This window comes from Caballeronia sp. HLA56 (assembly GCF_054655155.1).
The window spans coordinates 666751-682428 of the sequence record NZ_BAAHOB010000003.1 but is presented as its reverse complement, the minus strand read 5'-3'; the positions used below and the strand labels follow the sequence as shown (position 1 = coordinate 682428).

The window sequence follows — 15678 nt, the reverse complement described above, 5'->3', positions numbered from 1 at the left end:
GCTCTTAGCGCTCGCATGCCTCAAGCGAGAGTTTGCTATGCTGCCTTCGAACCGGACGAGTCGCACGTGACGAAGTCCGGCGCTCAATCACTCAGGTAACAAAACGGAGATAGAGATGGCAAAGGGATATTGGGTCAGCGCATACCGCAAGATCATCAACGCTGATCAGGCCGCGGAGTACGCGAAGCAGGCGACGGTTGCGATCAAGGAAGGCGGCGGACGCCCTCTCGCGCGCGGCGTGGCGTCGTTCATTCAGGGCGATGGCGTTAAGGAACGCACGGTAATCATCGAGTTCGACTCACTCGATGCTGCTAAAGCCGCTTACGACAGCAAGACCTATCAGGACGCGCTCGTTACGTTAGGCGATTCAGTGGAGCGTGATTTCCGCATTGTCGAAGGCGTTGAATAACGTCCTGCGCTTTGTTCGAAAGGCGATGACGTTCCCTCGTCATCGCCTTGAGTCGCCATTCAAGCGCCGGCTGCATCAGCCAGTTCGTTCAAGTCGTTCACGATGAAGTCCCAATCGCTTTCTGCTTTGAGGTCTGTGGTTTGTCCCGCACCGTGCTCATAAGGCCGAGCGATAAACGCAGTCTTCAGGCCGCACGCTCTTGCCGCGACGAGATCGCTATTATGGGCCGCCGCCATGCACACCTCTTCAGGCTTGAGCATGAGCGCATCGACCGCACGCAGATAAGCCTGCGGCGTTGGCTTATAAGCCTGCGCTGTTTCCGCGCCGAGAATCGCATCCCATGGCAGACCACCGTGTTTCGCCATGTCCACCATTAACTTGATATTGCCGTTCGATAACGGCGCAATGATGTAGCGCGTCTTGAGGCGCGCAAGTCCTTTTACGGAATCGGGCCAAGGGTCCAGACGATGCCACGCGAGATTCAACTCATCGAGCACATGCGTTGGAACGGCATCTTTGTTGATGCCGAATTCGGGCAACACGTCGTCCAGATTTTCTCGATGCAAGACATCCAGCCTTACGAACGGTCTTTCGCCACTGCGGACTTTCTGCATTGCGGGCGCATAGCGACTGCGCCATGCATCGGCAAACGCTTCCGGCGATGCGTTCGCTTGACCGAGAGCGTTTAGAAACGACGCAGCTTCCCGCGCTATGCCGCCGCGCCAGTCCACCACGGTACCGAAAACGTCGAATACGAAAGCCTTTACTAAGGGCTGGGTCACGAGACTTCTCCGTTGGCTTCAATTCTCAAAGCTAGTCTAGCAAGGCCACAGCTCCCTGCGCTTGGTTCTACCGCGTAAGACTGTTCGCAGTATGGCCAAAGCGCGTTAAATGACACTGTGACACTGCATTTTGTCGATTGCATGCATCATGCAAGACACCGAATGCAAAACGTGACGACGCCATATTTTGACCATCGCGAAAAAAAATGCTATTACGACGAGGCCTCGCGTCTGCTCAAGAGCGGACGAAAGCAAACCGTAAGCGCTCCGGCATGCCGCCGCCGCGCGCCAGCACAAAGTCACTGTGAACCCAACGACAACTCTTGCTTCGTGGTCAGCCCACGATACTCAGCTTCTGATCGCCTGCGCGCTCGGCCTTGCGGTCATCATCCTCTCAATCGGCGTTCTCAAGCTCGCGCCGTTCCTGTCTATCCTAGTGGGTACATTCGTTGCCGGTTTCGCTGCGCATCAACCGTTGGAAGCCATTGCGCAGGCCTTTAGCAAGGGTGCGGGAGCGTTGCTCGGCGATGTCGGCATCATCATCGCGCTCGGCGCCATGCTCGGTGCGCTGATGGCCGAGTCGGGGGCAGCGGATCGGTTGGTGACGACCCTGCTCGATCTTTCCACGCCCCGCAGTCTGCCGTGGATGATGGCGCTCGTCGCGATCATCGTGGGCCTGCCGCTCTTCTTCGAAGTGGGCCTTGTAATGATGGTGCCGATCATCTTCGTGATGGCACGGCGCTCCAAGCAGCCGATCCTGCGCATCGCGATCCCAGCGCTCGCCGGCATGACGACTTTGCATGCATTATTACCGCCGCATCCAGGGCCGCTCATTGCCGTGAGCGCATTGCATGCAGATCTTGGACTGACGCTCGGGCTCGGTTTGATCGTTGCGCTGCCGGCCGTGATTCTGGCGGGTCCGCTCTACGGCATCTGGCTTTCGAAGCGCATGCATGTCGAAGAGCCAGAAGAGATGGGCAAACTCTTTACCGAGCATGCGGATGGCGCAGCGACACCGGGCTTCGCAATCTCGCTTATCACGATACTCCTACCCGTCGTGATGATGCTCGGCCGCACGATCGCCAAGCTCGCGCTTACCAAGGACACGCTGCTTTACGACACGCTCGACTTCGTAGGCGAACCGTTGATTGCGCTTGCTCTAACGGTACTCTTCGCCATCGTGATGCTCGGTTGGTCGCGCGGCATGGCGCGCGATCGCGTAGGCGGCATCTTGCGCAAGAGCCTGCCGCCAATCGCGGCGCTTCTGCTCACCATCGGCGCAGGCGGTGGACTCAAGCAGACACTCGTCGCCGCAGGCATCAGCACGACCATCGGCAAGATCGCCGTGGGCGCGCATCTGCCGCTGGTCTTGCTTGCGTGGCTGATCGCAGTGGCGCTCAGGCAAGCCACCGGATCGGCAACAGTCGCCACGACGACGACAGCCGGTATCGTGGCGCCCGTGGTCAGCGGCTTGTCTGCCACGCACAACTCGTTGATGGCGCTTGCCATCGGCGCCGGGTCCGTGTTCTTTTGTCACGTCAACGACGCGGGCTTCTGGATGGTCCGCGAATATTTCGGCTTAACGCTCAAGCGCACCGTAGCCGTTTGGTCGGTCTTGCAGACCATCGTGTCGGTCGTCGGACTCGTGCTGACCCTCGCCTTGTGGACGCTGCTCAACTAGCGATGTCTTTAATCGTTACGAGGTCGCAAAGTGCTTCTCGACTTCCATCGCTTTGTCGAGCCCGACAAAGCGGTTGTATTCCTCGAAGGTCGTGAGCCGGTCCGCAATGGCATCTGTCGTGCCTTCGCGCATGAAGTCGATCATGACTTCCTTGACAGCTTTATGCATGGCAAGCATCGACTCGATTGGGGCGAGGGTGTAATCGAAGCCTATTTCGTAGGCCTCTTTCATCGAGACGAACGGACTCTTTCCCGTTCGCGCCTGATTGAAAAGAATCGGCTTGCCTAGCGGCTTGAGACGACGCGTGAGCTCGCGCATGTGTTCGAGGCTTTCGGGCGCATCGGCATAGAGGCCATCCGCGCCCGCTTCCGCGTAAGCTTCGAGCCGCGCGATCGCATCGTCGATTCCGGTTACTGCAATCGCATCCGTACGGGCCACGATGAAGAAGTCCGGATCGGTGCGCGCCTCGATCATTGCGCGCAACTTGAGCACCATCTCGTCTTTCGATACGAGCTGCTTGCCCGCATAGTGTCCACATTTCTTGGGCAATGCTTGATCTTCGAGATGCAGCACCGATGCGCCCGCTTCTTCCCATAGACGGATCGTGCGCTGCACGTCGAGGATGCCGCCGTAGCCCGTATCGGCATCCGCGAATATGGGCACTGTCGTCACGCGACAAATGCGGCGGATATGCTCGAACATTTCCGTCTGCGAGAGTACGCCGATATCCGCCTGCCCTGCAATCACGCCGGATGCAACGAAACCGCTAACGTATAGCGACTTGGCGCCGGCCTGTTCCGCCAGCATCGCGGTCAACGCATCGTGCGCGCCCATGCAGACGAATGGGCCCTCTTTAAATAATTCGCGAAAACGGGCTGAACGGGTCAAGATGATTCTCCGGCAAGTTGAATGATGTCGATGTGTCAAGCGAAGTAAGCCCAACTGCGCGCTTTTCGATCCCTCAAAAGAAAGCGCGCAATATCGTCTTTAAGAAGGCGCGTCTGATCGATCTCGTCGAGTCCTTCCAGAAGCGCTCGCTGCTGTGCCGGATCGAATTCGAAGTGAATCGTTTCCAACCCATGGGCGCGAATTTCGAGCGCACCGAGATCGACCTCGATGGGCGTTCCATCGCTAGCAGCAACCGCTATGCGCTCGATCTCGGCGGCGTCGAGTCGCACAGGAAGCAGTCCGTTCTGAAGACAGTTGTTATAGAAGATGTCGCCGAACGATGAAGCGATGACGCATCGAATGCCCGCTTCCTCAAGCGCCCACACCGCCATTTCGCGCGAGCTGCCACAACCGAAGTTGCTACCACCGAGGACTGTGCATGCACTTCTGAATGCGGGCTGATTGAGAACGAAGTCCTCACGTTCACCACTTTGCGGACCGTCGCCGCGATAACGCAAGGTCTCGAGCAGATAAGGTCCCAACTGTCCGCGCACGAGTTGCGAAATTCTTTCGATGCGGATGATGAGATCCGTATCGACGTTATCTCGCATGAGCGGAGCCGCTGCTCCGGAGATGATCGTCACCGCTTTCATCGCGACGCCCCTTCCGTTTGACGCACACGTGGCGCGGCGATATGCCCCGCAATGGCGCTAGCTGCGGCAACTGCAGGGCTAGCCAGATGCGTACGCGCACCGGGACCTTGCCTGCCAATGAAATTGCGATTCGAGGTCGATACGCAACGTTCGCCACGCCCAACCACGTCGCCATTTGCGCCCACGCACATCGAACAGCCCGGCTCGCGCCATTCGAAGCCAGCGGCACGGAAGATCGCATCGAGCCCTTCCTGCTCGGCTTGACGCGCCACCGTGAGCGATCCCGGCACGACCCAAGCCTTCACGTTGCTGGCGACATGCTGACCATCGACCACATGTGCTGCCGCACGCAAGTCTTCGATGCGGCTATTCGTACACGAGCCTATGAATACGCGGTCCACGCTTAGTTCATCCAGATGCTGTCCGGCATGCACGCCCATGTAGTCGATCGCATTTTCGGCGGCATGACGGCGCGATTCATCATCGAGCGATGCGGGGTCGGGTATGACATCGTCCAGCGCAATCACGTGTTCGGGACTCGTGCCCCACGTGACCTGTACGCCGATGGACGACGCATCGATACCGATCTCGCGATCGAACTGTGCCTCCGAATCGCTTGCAAGCATCTTCCAGTCGGCGACAGCCTGGTCGAACTGCTCGCCTTGCGGTGCATAAGGCTTGTCGCGCAGATAAGCGAACGTGGTTTCATCGGGCGCGACGAGGCCAAACTTGGACCCCAGCTCGATGCTTAGATTGCACAGTGTGAGGCGGCCTTCCATGCTCAATGCTTCGACCGCATCGCCCGCGTATTCGACGGCATAGCCCGTGCCGCCAGCCGCGCCGATCTTTCCGATGAGATACAGAATCATGTCCTTCGCGGTCACGCCTTCGCGCAGCTTGCCATTGAAGCGCACACGCATCGTCTTTGGGCGCTTCTGTCGAATGGTTTGCGTCGCAAGCACATGCACGACCTCCGTCGAACCGATACCGAAGGCAAGCGCGCCCATTGCACCATGCGTGCATGTATGACTATCCGCGCAAACGATGGACGTTCCTGGCAAAGAAAGGCCGAGCTCCGGTCCTATCACATGCACGATGCCCTGAAGGCCTGCCTGGCCTATGTCAAAGATGGGAATCGCGTGATGCGTCATCTGCGTGCGCATCGATTCGACCATCTCGGTGCTCCAGTCGGCATCGCCTGCGCGGCGTCCTGGGGCCGTCGAAATCACATGATCGACGGTGGCAAAGGTAAGCGCGGGACTATCCACGCCAAGGCCGCGCTTTTCAAGCACGCGGACCGCTTCCACGCCGGTGAGCTCGTGCATCAGATGACGATCCACGTGCAGCAGATCGGCGCCTCCTGCGAGATGGGAAATGGTATGGCTGTCCCACAACTTGTCGAAGAGCGTATGCATGATCAATCGCTATGCGTGAGATGACGCTGCCATTTAAGGAACATGAGATTCACCAGTGTGGCGAACACGAAAAGCATGAGCGCAAGCGCCATGATCGTGCTCGTTTCGTTGCGGTTCATGGCGATCATCAACATGCGGCCGATACCGCTTTGCGACGCGAACATCTCGCCGATAAGCGTGCCAAGCAAGGTAAGCGAAAAGCCGATGCGCAGTCCCGCTACGACTTCAGGCACGCATGCGGGCAGCAACACATGACGCGCGAAATCCATCGGGTTCATGCGGTAAGTGCGGGCCGCGCGTGCGTATATAGGCGGCATATTCTTTACCGCGTTCATGGTGAAGAGCGTAATCGGAACGATCCCGTGTATCACACCGAATACGATCTTGGCCCATAACCCGAGACCGCAAGCGAGCAGCACGACCGGATAAAGCGTGACCTTGGGAATGGAATAAAAGCCCATCATTAGCGGCTCCATCACCTCACCGGCCAAGCGTCGCACGCCAAGAAGCAGACCGAGAAAAACGCCTGCTACGGCAGAGATGGCGAACGCTGAAGCAAAGGCAAGCGATGTGACATAGAGGCTTTCCGGAAAATCCGGGTCGCTGACTATATGCATTGCACGTTGGACGGTATGCAGCGGCGTGGTCAGCACATCGGGGCCAAGCCACCCGCTTGCGCCTTGCCAAAGCCCGACCAGCACCACGACGAGCACGAGCGCGTCCATCCATCGCCGCGTGTGTCGCGGCCTTGCCGTATGCGTGACGACGACAGTGCTCATGCGGCCTCCCTTCTGATGCGCCGATAGAGACGCGTTTCCGCTGTGCGTAAAAGGGCGTTGAGCGTGGCAACGAAGATCAGCATCAGGAGCATGAGGCCGTACATCGTCGAATTGTCGAACGCGTTGTAGGCGAATGCGATTTGATAACCGAAGCCCGACCCGGACAACACGAATTCACCCGCTACCACCGCGATGAACGCGTAGACCACGGTGAGCTTGATGCCTGTAAATACGAACGGAAGACTCGCGGGCAAGGTGATGAGGCGCACCTCGTCCAGCGTATTTAAGCGGCATACGCGCGCCGTGCGCAACAGCACACGAGGCACACGTTCAAGACCATTCAAAGTATTTACGGCCATGGCGACGACCGCAAAGAGAAACCCGATGCCAACCAGAGGCCAGCGGTTCAAGCCGAAGATCACGATCAAGATCGGATACAGCACGAAGACGGGCACCGCATAGTAGGAAAGCAGCAAGGGGTCCAGCACACGCCTTGCGCGCGGCAATCTGAACAGCAACACGCCGCCGATAAAGCCCACTACCACCGCAAGCGCAACCGCCAGCAATGCGCTGCTAAGCGTCTGCACGATATCCACGGTGTATTGCCCTGACGCGAGAATGTCCCAGGCACTCACCGCCATACGCGAAGGCGGAATGAACGAGACAGGATTGATCCATGCAAAACGAGTCGCTATCTCCAGCAACAAAATGAAGCCGATGACTATTCCCACGCGCCAGCGTGCGGCAACGCTCATGACTGGCTCCCTAGCGCTTTCATGGCCTCTTCGCGCAACAGCCCCCACACTTGCGCGGTCAGTTCGCCGAAGCGCGCATCGAGTGCGATCTTGCTGTCGCGAAGACGCGGCCAGCAGGTTTCAATGGTCGATATGAAGCGTCCCGGACACGCCGACATCACACCAATGCGATCGGACAGCAGCACCGCTTCGTCGATCGAATGCGTAATGAGCATGATGGTCGCGCCCGTATCGCGCCAAAGCTTGAGCATTTCATCGCCCATGAGGAGACGTGTCTGCTGATCTAATGCGCCGAATGGTTCGTCGAGCAACATGAGACGCGGACGCACGACCATGGCGCGCGCGATGCAAACGCGTTGCCGCATTCCGCCCGAGAGTTGCGCGGGATAAACACGCGCGAAAGACTTGAGACCCATGAAAGACAATGCATGATCGACGCGCGCCTTTACTTCGTTCTCTGCCACGCCTGCGCGACGCGCGGCAAAGGCTGCGTTGTCAAAAACGTTGAGCCATGGAAAGCTCGCGTCTTCCTGAAACACGACGGCCACGCCATCCGGAACCTCGCGTCCCACTGCATGCCCTTCGAATTCGACAGTGCCGCCGCTTGCGGGATTAAGGCCTGCGAGCACATCCAGCAAAGTGGACTTACCGCAACCGGAAGGGCCGACAACCGAAAAGAATTCACCCGCGCGCAATTCCAAACTTACGGGGCCGAGCGCATGAAAAGGAGGCTTGCCTGCAATGCCGGGATAAATGCGCGTGACATCGGTCACGCGCGCTTGCACACGATCCCCCGCCTGTGTCGCAGCGTCTGTGGAAACAACGGAAATTCGCGTGCGACGTGACAATACGCTCATCGCGTGCCTCACTTTTTCGTTTGCAGATCGGCGGGAAGCAGAGACTCGTCGACGATCTTCGACCAATCGAACGGGCTTTCCGGAATGGCCTTGACGAGTATCAGGCCCTTGAGCACTTCTTCCATGCCTTTGCGATCGAAGCTTCCTTCGCTCCAGTATTTCGGATCGGACTCGAGCACGTTATTGACCGCCGACGTCGCGACAGCGGGGTCCATCTTGTATTGCTTCGCCAGAATCTGCGCCGATTCTTCGCGGTGCGCGGCAATGTACTGCACCGCCTTGCGACGTGCATTGATAATTCCGCGTATCACCTCGGGATGCGACTTGAGATAGTCGGTGCGCACGATGCCCACGGTCTGTGTCTCGTTAGGCACGATATCGGAAGAGCGAAAAGCTATGCGCAACTGATCTTTTTTCCCGCTATAGGAAGGCTCCGTCATGTAAGCGACATCGACAGCGCCTTGTTGCAGCGAAGTCAGCATACCGCTAGAACTACCGACCGGCTTGCGCTGCACTTGGCCCGCGAGACCTGCACGGTCTAACGCAATCGTCACGACCGTATCCGTAGTCGACTTCGGGCTGCTATAGCCGATAGTCTTGCCCTTCATTTGTTTGATGTTGGTGATGGTGCCGTTCTTTAGTTCCACCCAGACAAGGTCGGCGAGACTCTGCACGCCGCCATGCACAATTGTCAGGTCGACACCTTGTTTGACTGCGGAAATAGCGGCCGGCAGGGCGACCTCGCCATAAGGAATTTCGGAAGCCATCGCATTGCGCACGGTGGTGCCGCCGCCTTCCGATGTAATGAAGCCCGTTACGTCCACGTTGGCTTCCTTGAAGAAGCCTTTTTCCATGGCGACCGCAAAAGGCACGCCATACATGCCGTCACCCCAATGCGTCACGGTAAGCGGCGCGGCCTGCACATGCGTCGCGCAAATGGACGCGGCAGCGAGAGACATTGAAAGAACACTACGGGCAATTTTCCGTATTCCAGACATGTAGGCGTCTCCATCCATGTTGGGCGGTCTCGCATCGTGCTTGTCGCATGCCGCCGCACTATGTTTTTAAGCTTCTTGACTAAGCGGACTATTCAGCCGCGCGCGAAATCGAGCACGCACGTCTGCCTTAACCGTGCAAGTTAATGTATGCATTAAATTCTTTAAAGTCCAGAAATGCCGGGGGCGGACATACCCGTGTTCGAGCTGGCTCGACTCTTGTCGCGTGCCTTAGGAAGGCGCTGCTTCAGGCCTGTTGAATGCCGAATTGTTGCAGTACGCTAGTTTGGTCGCGCCAGCCGCGCTCTCGATGTGCACGATATAGCGCGCTTGCCTTTGCCGCATCGCCGCATTGAATCGCGTCGATGATGCCGTAATGCTCTTGCACGGATTTCACGGGTTGCGGATGCGGTTTGACCATTTGCGTAAAGCGTCGCACGCGATGCACTTGATCGCGACAATTCATGACCACGCTTTGCAATCGGGCATTCCCGCTAAGCGCGACAAGCGTTTCGTGAAAGACTTCGTCGGCGGCAGCCCAAGCCAACATGTCGCCGCGTTCGTATGCCGCGCTCATCGCCTCGCACGCGGTGACAAGGGGTGTGATGTCCACGCCCTTGTTCGACGCAATAAGGCTGGCAGCCGTCGATTCCAGGCTGATGAGGACCTGGTAGATGTTCCTGATGTCGGAGATGGAAGTTGGCACGATACGAATGCCATGCCTAGGCACGATCTGCACGAGTCCCTCGCCCTGCAGACGAATTGCGGCTTCGCGAATCGGCGTGCGGCTGAAGCCCAGCATCAAACCGAGTTCCTGTTCGAGCATGTAGGAACCAGGCGTCAATTCGCTTTCGATGATTCTGCGGCGTAATTCGGCATATGCAAGCTCGGTCGTGTTGCGCTTGACGGGTTTCGTTCCGTTAGCAGTTGCGACCGGTGGCTCGTCCTGCACGATCTTTACGCGCGTGGCGCTCATGGTTTGCATCTCCTTAGCCGATGTTAGCACCGGCAATGACGTTATACGGCTGCCAGATGCGCGACGAGTTTTCTGCAGGCTTCGGGCAGGGCATCGAGCGAGCGCATTCCTATCAGGAGTTCACGCGCGGCCCATTTATCCGTTAAAGCGACGACGCAGAGCCCCGAAGACCTTGCATGTTGGCGTGCGACTGCATCGGGCATGACACCAAGACCAAGGCCTGCACCGATCATCAGACATTGGGCATCGTAGCCTGTCACCTGAATGCGCACGTTGACGGCGCGGCCATCTTCGTTTGCGGCTCGCGTAAGACATTGGCTTATAGCGGTATCGGCCGGCAAGACGACGAATTCGAAGTCTAGTGCTTCGGCGAAAGCTATCGAGTTTCTTAGCGAATGCGCGTGACCCGGCGGCGTGACGAGCACGAGATTGTCGGTACGATAGGGAAGCGTCTGAATAGCACGACCATGCGGCACGGCTGTAAAGACGCCTATGTCGGCCGCGTTATCGGCGATCGCGCGCACGACTTGCGTGCTGGGCTTTTCGTCCACTTGCAAGCGAACATTGGGATGACTGGCCGCGAAAGACTGAATATCTTGAGGCAGGAATTGCACGATGGACGAGTTGTTCGCCGCGATGCGCACCATACCGCTAAGGCCATTGGTGAAGTCGCGCATTTGCAGGGCAATATCGTCGAAATGATGCAGCACGCTAAGCGCCAAAGCGACGAGCCGTTCCCCCGCTTCGGTCGGCACTACGCCTTTATTCGTGCGATGCAATAAAGGCACACCGAACATGGCTTCAATCTCGCTGATACGTCGACTTACCGCGGCAGCCGCAATGTGTTCACGTTCAGCCGCGGCGGCAATGGTGCCCGCCTCGGCAACCGCGACGAAGAGTCTCAGCGAAAGCGGATCGATCGAATGCATAGGGCTTGTTCAGGCCGTTGATGATCGTTAAGAGCGGCAATCGCAGTGTACTGAAAATTGACTCGTCATCGCATATCGCGATGGCGGCATGACGAAGCGTTGCTTTGCGACACTCACCGCATCAAACAGAATTAGCTCCAGGACGTCGTTGAAGGCCTTGACCTTAGGAGCATGAAAATGGAAGCCGAAGTCGCTCAAGCCACGCGTATCCGCGTGTTCTGGCAACCGGGATGTTCGTCGTGTCTGCGGACCAAGGAATTTCTCACGCGTCAAGGCATCGAATACGAATCGATTGACGTGCATAACGATCCGGAAGGCCGCGCGGCGCTCTTGGCGCTTGGTGCACGCAGCGTTCCGGTGGTCGCGCTCGGGCAGAGATACACGTTTTGCCAATCCATCAACGACGTCATCCGTTTTCTCGATCTCAAGACCACGGCAGCGCCGCCGTTGCCTCCCGAACAGCTCGTCGCAAAGCTCGCGCACGTACTCGAGTCGAACGCGCGTTATGCGAGGCAGTTCGGTCTTGAGCATTTTCGACAGCCGTTTCGTAATCGCAACCGCACGCCGGCTGGTTTGACGTTTCACGTCTTTCGCGTCGCCGAAATGGGTGTGCAAGCCGCACATCAGATTGAATTGCGCTTCGAGGGCTTTGACGATGTGCCGCCTGACAATTGGACCGCAGAAGACATCGCGCGTTGGGGAGAAAGCGTGCGCGTCGAACTACTAAAGTGGTGGGAACAGGAAACCGATCGCACGCTTGCCTATGACGTGCCGACTTACTACGGCCGCCGCTCAATGCACGAAGTGCTTGAACGCACTGCATGGCATAGCGCGCAACACACCCGGCAGGTAATGCTCATGCTTGAAAGCGAAGGAGTCACTGTGGACCGACCCTTGAGCGCGGACGACCTCGGGGGCCTGCCTTTGCCGGACGAAGTCTGGGACAGATAATTTCAGGCCAAGACGGAAGCGAGCAGGCCCATTCAGCCGCCCGCCTAGGGCGGCTTTTTTTAGTCTGATGTTAAGCAAATCATCCGCCTTTTCGCTGCGGCATAACGTATACGTTGAGCGATACAAGACGCTTCTTCTCTTATAATGCAAGGCATTCCGTCCGTCTTCCTAGGCGGATTTTCGTCCATGCCCGGGCGATAACGCATCTGGAATGCCCATCATGGCTGAAGCCCGGACCGCCGAAGCGATCAGCAAGCCGCGAGAAAAATCGACCGCTACGGTCTATCAGAGAATTCGCGAGATGATCCTGCGCAACGAGCTGCGCCCGGGTACGCAATTGCTCGAGCAAGAACTGGTGCAGATGTTCGGCGTAAGCCGCACACCCGTTCGCGAGGCGCTCATCAGACTGCAAAACGAACATCTCGTACAGATCATTCCACGTCACGGTGTGCGCGTGCGCAATGTGTCGATGGCGGATCTCGAAGAAGTTTTCCAGGTGCAGACAAGTCTCGAAGCAACTGCGGTGGCAGCAGTCGCTTCGCGCAGACCAAGCGCGCGTGATATCAAACCACTCGAAAAATCTTGCGCGGATATGGAGCGCGCTTTTGCTAAAGACGATCGCGATGCGTGGGCGGCGGCATGCGAGCTTTTCTATGCGCACCTCGTCGAAATGAGCGACAACCCGAGGCTGGCGCAAATAGTCGGTGAATGTGCCGATCAAGTGCGCCGCGTGCGCGAACTCACGCTAAAGCTCATCAAGCTCGACGACGCAAGCACCAGCGTCCTGCGCGATGTCATCACCGCGTTGCGAAATGGCGATGCCACGAACGCCGAAATGCTTTGCTGTGAACATCGCGCACGGAGCCTTCAAACGCAGATCGAAGCCCTGCAACGCTACCGGATTCTCGACGTGTGAGACCGATTACGCGTGACTTGCTTCCCACACCGTGCGTGACAGAGTTTCAGTGCAAGCCCGCTCATTCGCGCGCTCCGACGCAATCAGCACTTCACGGTCGGTATGACGGCACACCACATGGCTTACGCGTCGCACGCCGATGCCAAAGAGACTGCGCTTGCCGCCACCGAGCACGATGAGATCCGCGTCGAGCTCGTCTGCAGCCTCTGCGATGATACGTCCGACGTTGTGACCATCGGCAGGCGTTCTGCGCGTCTCCCAGTGAGCTTCGACCCCTGCCTCCTCCAGCATCTTGGTGCTACTGCGATAGACGACGAGCGCAAGCTGGTTGACGAGATCGACCGTATCGCAGCAAATCACATCTGCTTGCGATGCCGTCCACCACGGAGCGCTGTCGATGACATGCAGCATGGTCAGCCGGGCATTGCTTTCACGTGAACGCGCGATCGCGACGGACAACGCGGCTTCGCTGAAGCCAGGACCCACGGCGACGAGAATATGTTGGTACATGGCGCTAGCTCCTGTCGATACGTTTGTTGGTTGGTGCATGTCGTCATCATCGTCGTCAAGAATTAGCAAACAGTGAGGAAATTGCATTCTGCATGCACCACGTCGGGGCGATAAATTAAACTGATAGGCTTCTACCCTCATTGCGGCTCGAATGGACCATCGCGAACTGCTCAATCTCGCCTATCTGCGCGCTTTCCGGCTCGTTGCGCAGACGGGCAGCGCCACGCGCGCCGCCGTCGCTTTGTTCCGCGCTCAGTCGGCAGTAACGCGCTCGCTACAGGAACTCGAAGCCGCCGTTGGCGAGACGCTACTCGAACGCCGGTCATCGGGCATGCTTCCTACGCCGGCCGGCCGCGCCGTTATTCTGCGTTGCGAACGCATCTTCACGGAGCTGGAAACCCTTGCACAGTGGTGTGCAGCGCGCCAGTCACGGCGCCGCGCCAGCAGCGGCGACGGCCTGCCGGCGTTTCTGCTGAACACGCGGCGCCTCCAGTTGTTTTCCGCGCTGGCGCGTCATCGACATATGCCGAGCGCGGCGCAGACGCTCGGACTTAGTCAGCCCGCGGTGTCTAGCGCCATTCGCATCATGGAAACGGGCGCGGGCATGCAGCTTTTTTATCGCAGCCCGCGCGGCTTGCTGCTCACGAGCGAAGGCGAAACTTTTGTCTTGCACGTGCGTCGCGCGCTTAACGAACTGCGCCATATTCCCGACGATATCGCCGCATTGCGCGGGACGATTCAGGGCTTCGTCACGGTCGGTTCGCTGCCGCTCGGGCGTACGTTGATCCTGCCGGGCGCGATAGCGAGAGTGGCCGCGCAATATCCGGGCGTGCGCATCATCACCGACGAAAGCGCCTATGAGACGCTCGTTGCCGGCCTGCGGGCGGGCGATATCGATTTCGTGCTCGGCGCGCTTCGGCAGAACGATGCATCGAGCGGTTTGACCAACGAACGTTTCATGTCGGAGGACATGGTCGTGATCGGGCGGCGTGGTCATCCGCTTGCCGAAATCGACGGACTCACTCTTAAGGAACTCGTCTCGGCACAATGGATTTTGCCGCGCAGCCACGCCCCCGCGCGTGGCATGTTCGAGGCGCAGTTCAAGCGATGGAAAATGAAGCCGCCCATGCCGACCGTCGAAACCGCCGACCTCGCGGTCATTCGCGGTTTGCTGATGAACACCGATATGCTCGCAGCGGTCTCAGCGCAGCAATTGCATTATGAATGCGAGTCGGGCCAGCTCATGGTGCTCGACATAGCGATGCAAAATACAAAACGCGATATCGGTCTGACCTTGCGCGCCGGTAGCACTCCCTCGCCAGCTGCCCGAGCGCTGATCGACGCCATTCGGCTGACGGTGGACGAGGTCGGCCATACATTGCGGCGTGAAACGGCGCGGAAAGAGACCGGCACGACGCATCGTGTTTAAAATTTTGAATGCCACCGCGTGGTTTTTTGCATGCATGTCGGCGGGCGGAGTATCGTGGCAGTTCGCTCAAGACGAGGATTTCGGATGGACCAGCAGCAATGGGATGCGATGGACGCCTACCTGTGCCAGCAAACCCAGGCACACGACGAGGTACTCGAAGCAGCGCTCGCGGCGAGCAATGCGTCGGGACTGCCTCCCATCAATGTCGCACCGAATCAGGGCAAGCTGCTGAACCTGCTCGCACGCCTGCGTGGCGCACGCCATATCCTTGAAATAGGCACGCTAGGCGGCTACAGCACCATATGGCTCGCACGCGCCCTGCCGCCTGACGGCACGCTGCTTTCGCTTGAGGCCAATCCCGACTACGCCGAGGTGGCGCGCAAGAATCTCGAACGCGCGGGACTTGCTTCGGTTGCAACAGTCGTGGTCGGCGCGGCGGCCGCATCGCTTGAAGGGTTCGTGCGAAAAGGCATGCGCCCTTTCGACTTCATATTCATCGATGCCGACAAGAAAAGCTATCCCGAATATCTGCGTCTCGCGTTGAGCCTTAGCAAGCCGGGCACGGCGATCGTTGGCGACAACATCATCCGTCGTGGCCGTATCGCCGATGCTGACAGCACCGAGCCCGATGTGATCGGATTGCGCGCCTATTTCGACATGCTCGCAACCGATCCACGGCTCTCCTCCACCGCCGTGCAAACGGTGGGCAGCAAGGGATGGGACGGATTCTCGCTGTCCATCGTAACGAGCTAG

At 58.4% G+C, this 15678-nt stretch carries 17 protein-coding genes; 6 read left to right on the top strand and 11 right to left on the bottom strand.

The annotated features are described in order from the left end of the window. The first annotated feature begins 115 nt into the window (after nt 1-115). The gene (locus ACYQ47_RS15035) at nt 116-409 is read left to right on the top strand and encodes a DUF1330 domain-containing protein (RefSeq protein WP_244831306.1); all 294 of its coding nucleotides are present in this window, start codon (nt 116-118) and stop codon (nt 407-409) included. Between the two features lie 59 nt (nt 410-468). Here the strand turns inward: ACYQ47_RS15035 and ACYQ47_RS15030 are convergent, their stop codons facing one another. Beyond that, nucleotides 469-1191, bottom strand: a complete 723-nt coding sequence (locus tag ACYQ47_RS15030; RefSeq protein ID WP_459905833.1) for a haloacid dehalogenase type II — start codon at nt 1189-1191, stop codon at nt 469-471. Between the two features lie 304 nt (nt 1192-1495). Here ACYQ47_RS15030 and ACYQ47_RS15025 point away from each other — a divergent pair, with 304 nt between their 5' ends. Beyond that, entirely contained in the window at nt 1496-2872 is a 1377-nt protein-coding gene (locus tag ACYQ47_RS15025; RefSeq protein WP_459905832.1) for a GntT/GntP/DsdX family permease, read from the top strand. Nucleotides 2873-2887: 15 nt separating this feature from the next. On the opposite strand, the gene ACYQ47_RS15020 is transcribed toward ACYQ47_RS15025, so the two are convergent. The 9 genes from ACYQ47_RS15020 to ACYQ47_RS14980 form a co-directional block, all read right to left on the bottom strand. After that, nucleotides 2888-3760 (bottom strand): isocitrate lyase/PEP mutase family protein, encoded by an 873-nt coding sequence (locus ACYQ47_RS15020; protein WP_244831303.1) that lies wholly within the window; start codon nt 3758-3760, stop codon nt 2888-2890. 35 nt (nt 3761-3795) lie between these two features. Then, nucleotides 3796-4413, bottom strand: a complete 618-nt coding sequence (leuD, locus tag ACYQ47_RS15015) for a 3-isopropylmalate dehydratase small subunit (RefSeq protein WP_310391371.1) — start codon at nt 4411-4413, stop codon at nt 3796-3798. After that, nucleotides 4410-5828: a 3-isopropylmalate dehydratase large subunit gene (leuC, locus tag ACYQ47_RS15010; RefSeq protein ID WP_459905830.1), complete on the bottom strand. Its 1419-nt coding sequence runs from the start codon at nt 5826-5828 to the stop codon at nt 4410-4412. The genes leuD and leuC overlap by 4 nt, the downstream gene beginning before the upstream one ends. A gap of 2 nt (nt 5829-5830) precedes the next feature. Then, nucleotides 5831-6607, bottom strand: a complete 777-nt coding sequence (locus ACYQ47_RS15005) for an ABC transporter permease (RefSeq protein ID WP_250510542.1) — start codon at nt 6605-6607, stop codon at nt 5831-5833. Then, nucleotides 6604-7362, bottom strand: coding sequence for an ABC transporter permease (locus tag ACYQ47_RS15000; RefSeq protein WP_250467965.1), 759 nt, complete (start codon nt 7360-7362; stop codon nt 6604-6606). Before ACYQ47_RS15000 ends, ACYQ47_RS15005 begins: the two co-directional genes overlap by 4 nt. Further along, complete coding sequence (locus tag ACYQ47_RS14995; protein WP_244831298.1) at nt 7359-8135, bottom strand: ABC transporter ATP-binding protein; 777 nt, start codon at nt 8133-8135, stop codon at nt 7359-7361. Before ACYQ47_RS14995 ends, ACYQ47_RS15000 begins: the two co-directional genes overlap by 4 nt. A 92-nt stretch (nt 8136-8227) precedes the next feature. Next, entirely contained in the window at nt 8228-9178 is a 951-nt protein-coding gene (locus tag ACYQ47_RS14990; RefSeq protein WP_459905829.1) for an ABC transporter substrate-binding protein, read from the bottom strand. A gap of 283 nt (nt 9179-9461) precedes the next feature. Continuing rightward, entirely contained in the window at nt 9462-10190 is a 729-nt protein-coding gene (locus ACYQ47_RS14985) for a GntR family transcriptional regulator (RefSeq protein ID WP_459905828.1), read from the bottom strand. A gap of 41 nt (nt 10191-10231) precedes the next feature. Beyond that, nucleotides 10232-11119, bottom strand: a complete 888-nt coding sequence (locus ACYQ47_RS14980; RefSeq protein ID WP_459905827.1) for a LysR family transcriptional regulator — start codon at nt 11117-11119, stop codon at nt 10232-10234. 177 nt (nt 11120-11296) lie between these two features. On the opposite strand from ACYQ47_RS14980, the gene ACYQ47_RS14975 reads away from it, so the two are divergent. Both ACYQ47_RS14975 and ACYQ47_RS14970 read left to right on the top strand, forming a co-directional pair. Beyond that, nucleotides 11297-12070: a glutaredoxin domain-containing protein gene (locus ACYQ47_RS14975; protein ID WP_459905826.1), complete on the top strand. Its 774-nt coding sequence runs from the start codon at nt 11297-11299 to the stop codon at nt 12068-12070. A 220-nt stretch (nt 12071-12290) separates the two neighbouring features. Continuing rightward, a complete protein-coding gene (locus ACYQ47_RS14970; protein WP_459905825.1) occupies nt 12291-12986 on the top strand; it encodes a GntR family transcriptional regulator in 696 nt (231 codons plus the stop codon). Nucleotides 12987-12992: 6 nt separating this feature from the next. On the opposite strand, the gene ACYQ47_RS14965 is transcribed toward ACYQ47_RS14970, so the two are convergent. Further along, on the bottom strand, nt 12993-13496 hold the full coding sequence (locus tag ACYQ47_RS14965) for a universal stress protein (RefSeq protein ID WP_459905824.1): 504 nt from the start codon (nt 13494-13496) through the stop codon (nt 12993-12995). Between the two features lie 151 nt (nt 13497-13647). On the opposite strand from ACYQ47_RS14965, the gene ACYQ47_RS14960 reads away from it, so the two are divergent. Both ACYQ47_RS14960 and ACYQ47_RS14955 read left to right on the top strand, forming a co-directional pair. Beyond that, nucleotides 13648-14925, top strand: coding sequence for a LysR family transcriptional regulator (locus tag ACYQ47_RS14960; protein WP_459905823.1), 1278 nt, complete (start codon nt 13648-13650; stop codon nt 14923-14925). An 84-nt stretch (nt 14926-15009) separates the two neighbouring features. After that, the gene (locus ACYQ47_RS14955) at nt 15010-15678 is read left to right on the top strand and encodes an O-methyltransferase (RefSeq protein WP_459905822.1); all 669 of its coding nucleotides are present in this window, start codon (nt 15010-15012) and stop codon (nt 15676-15678) included.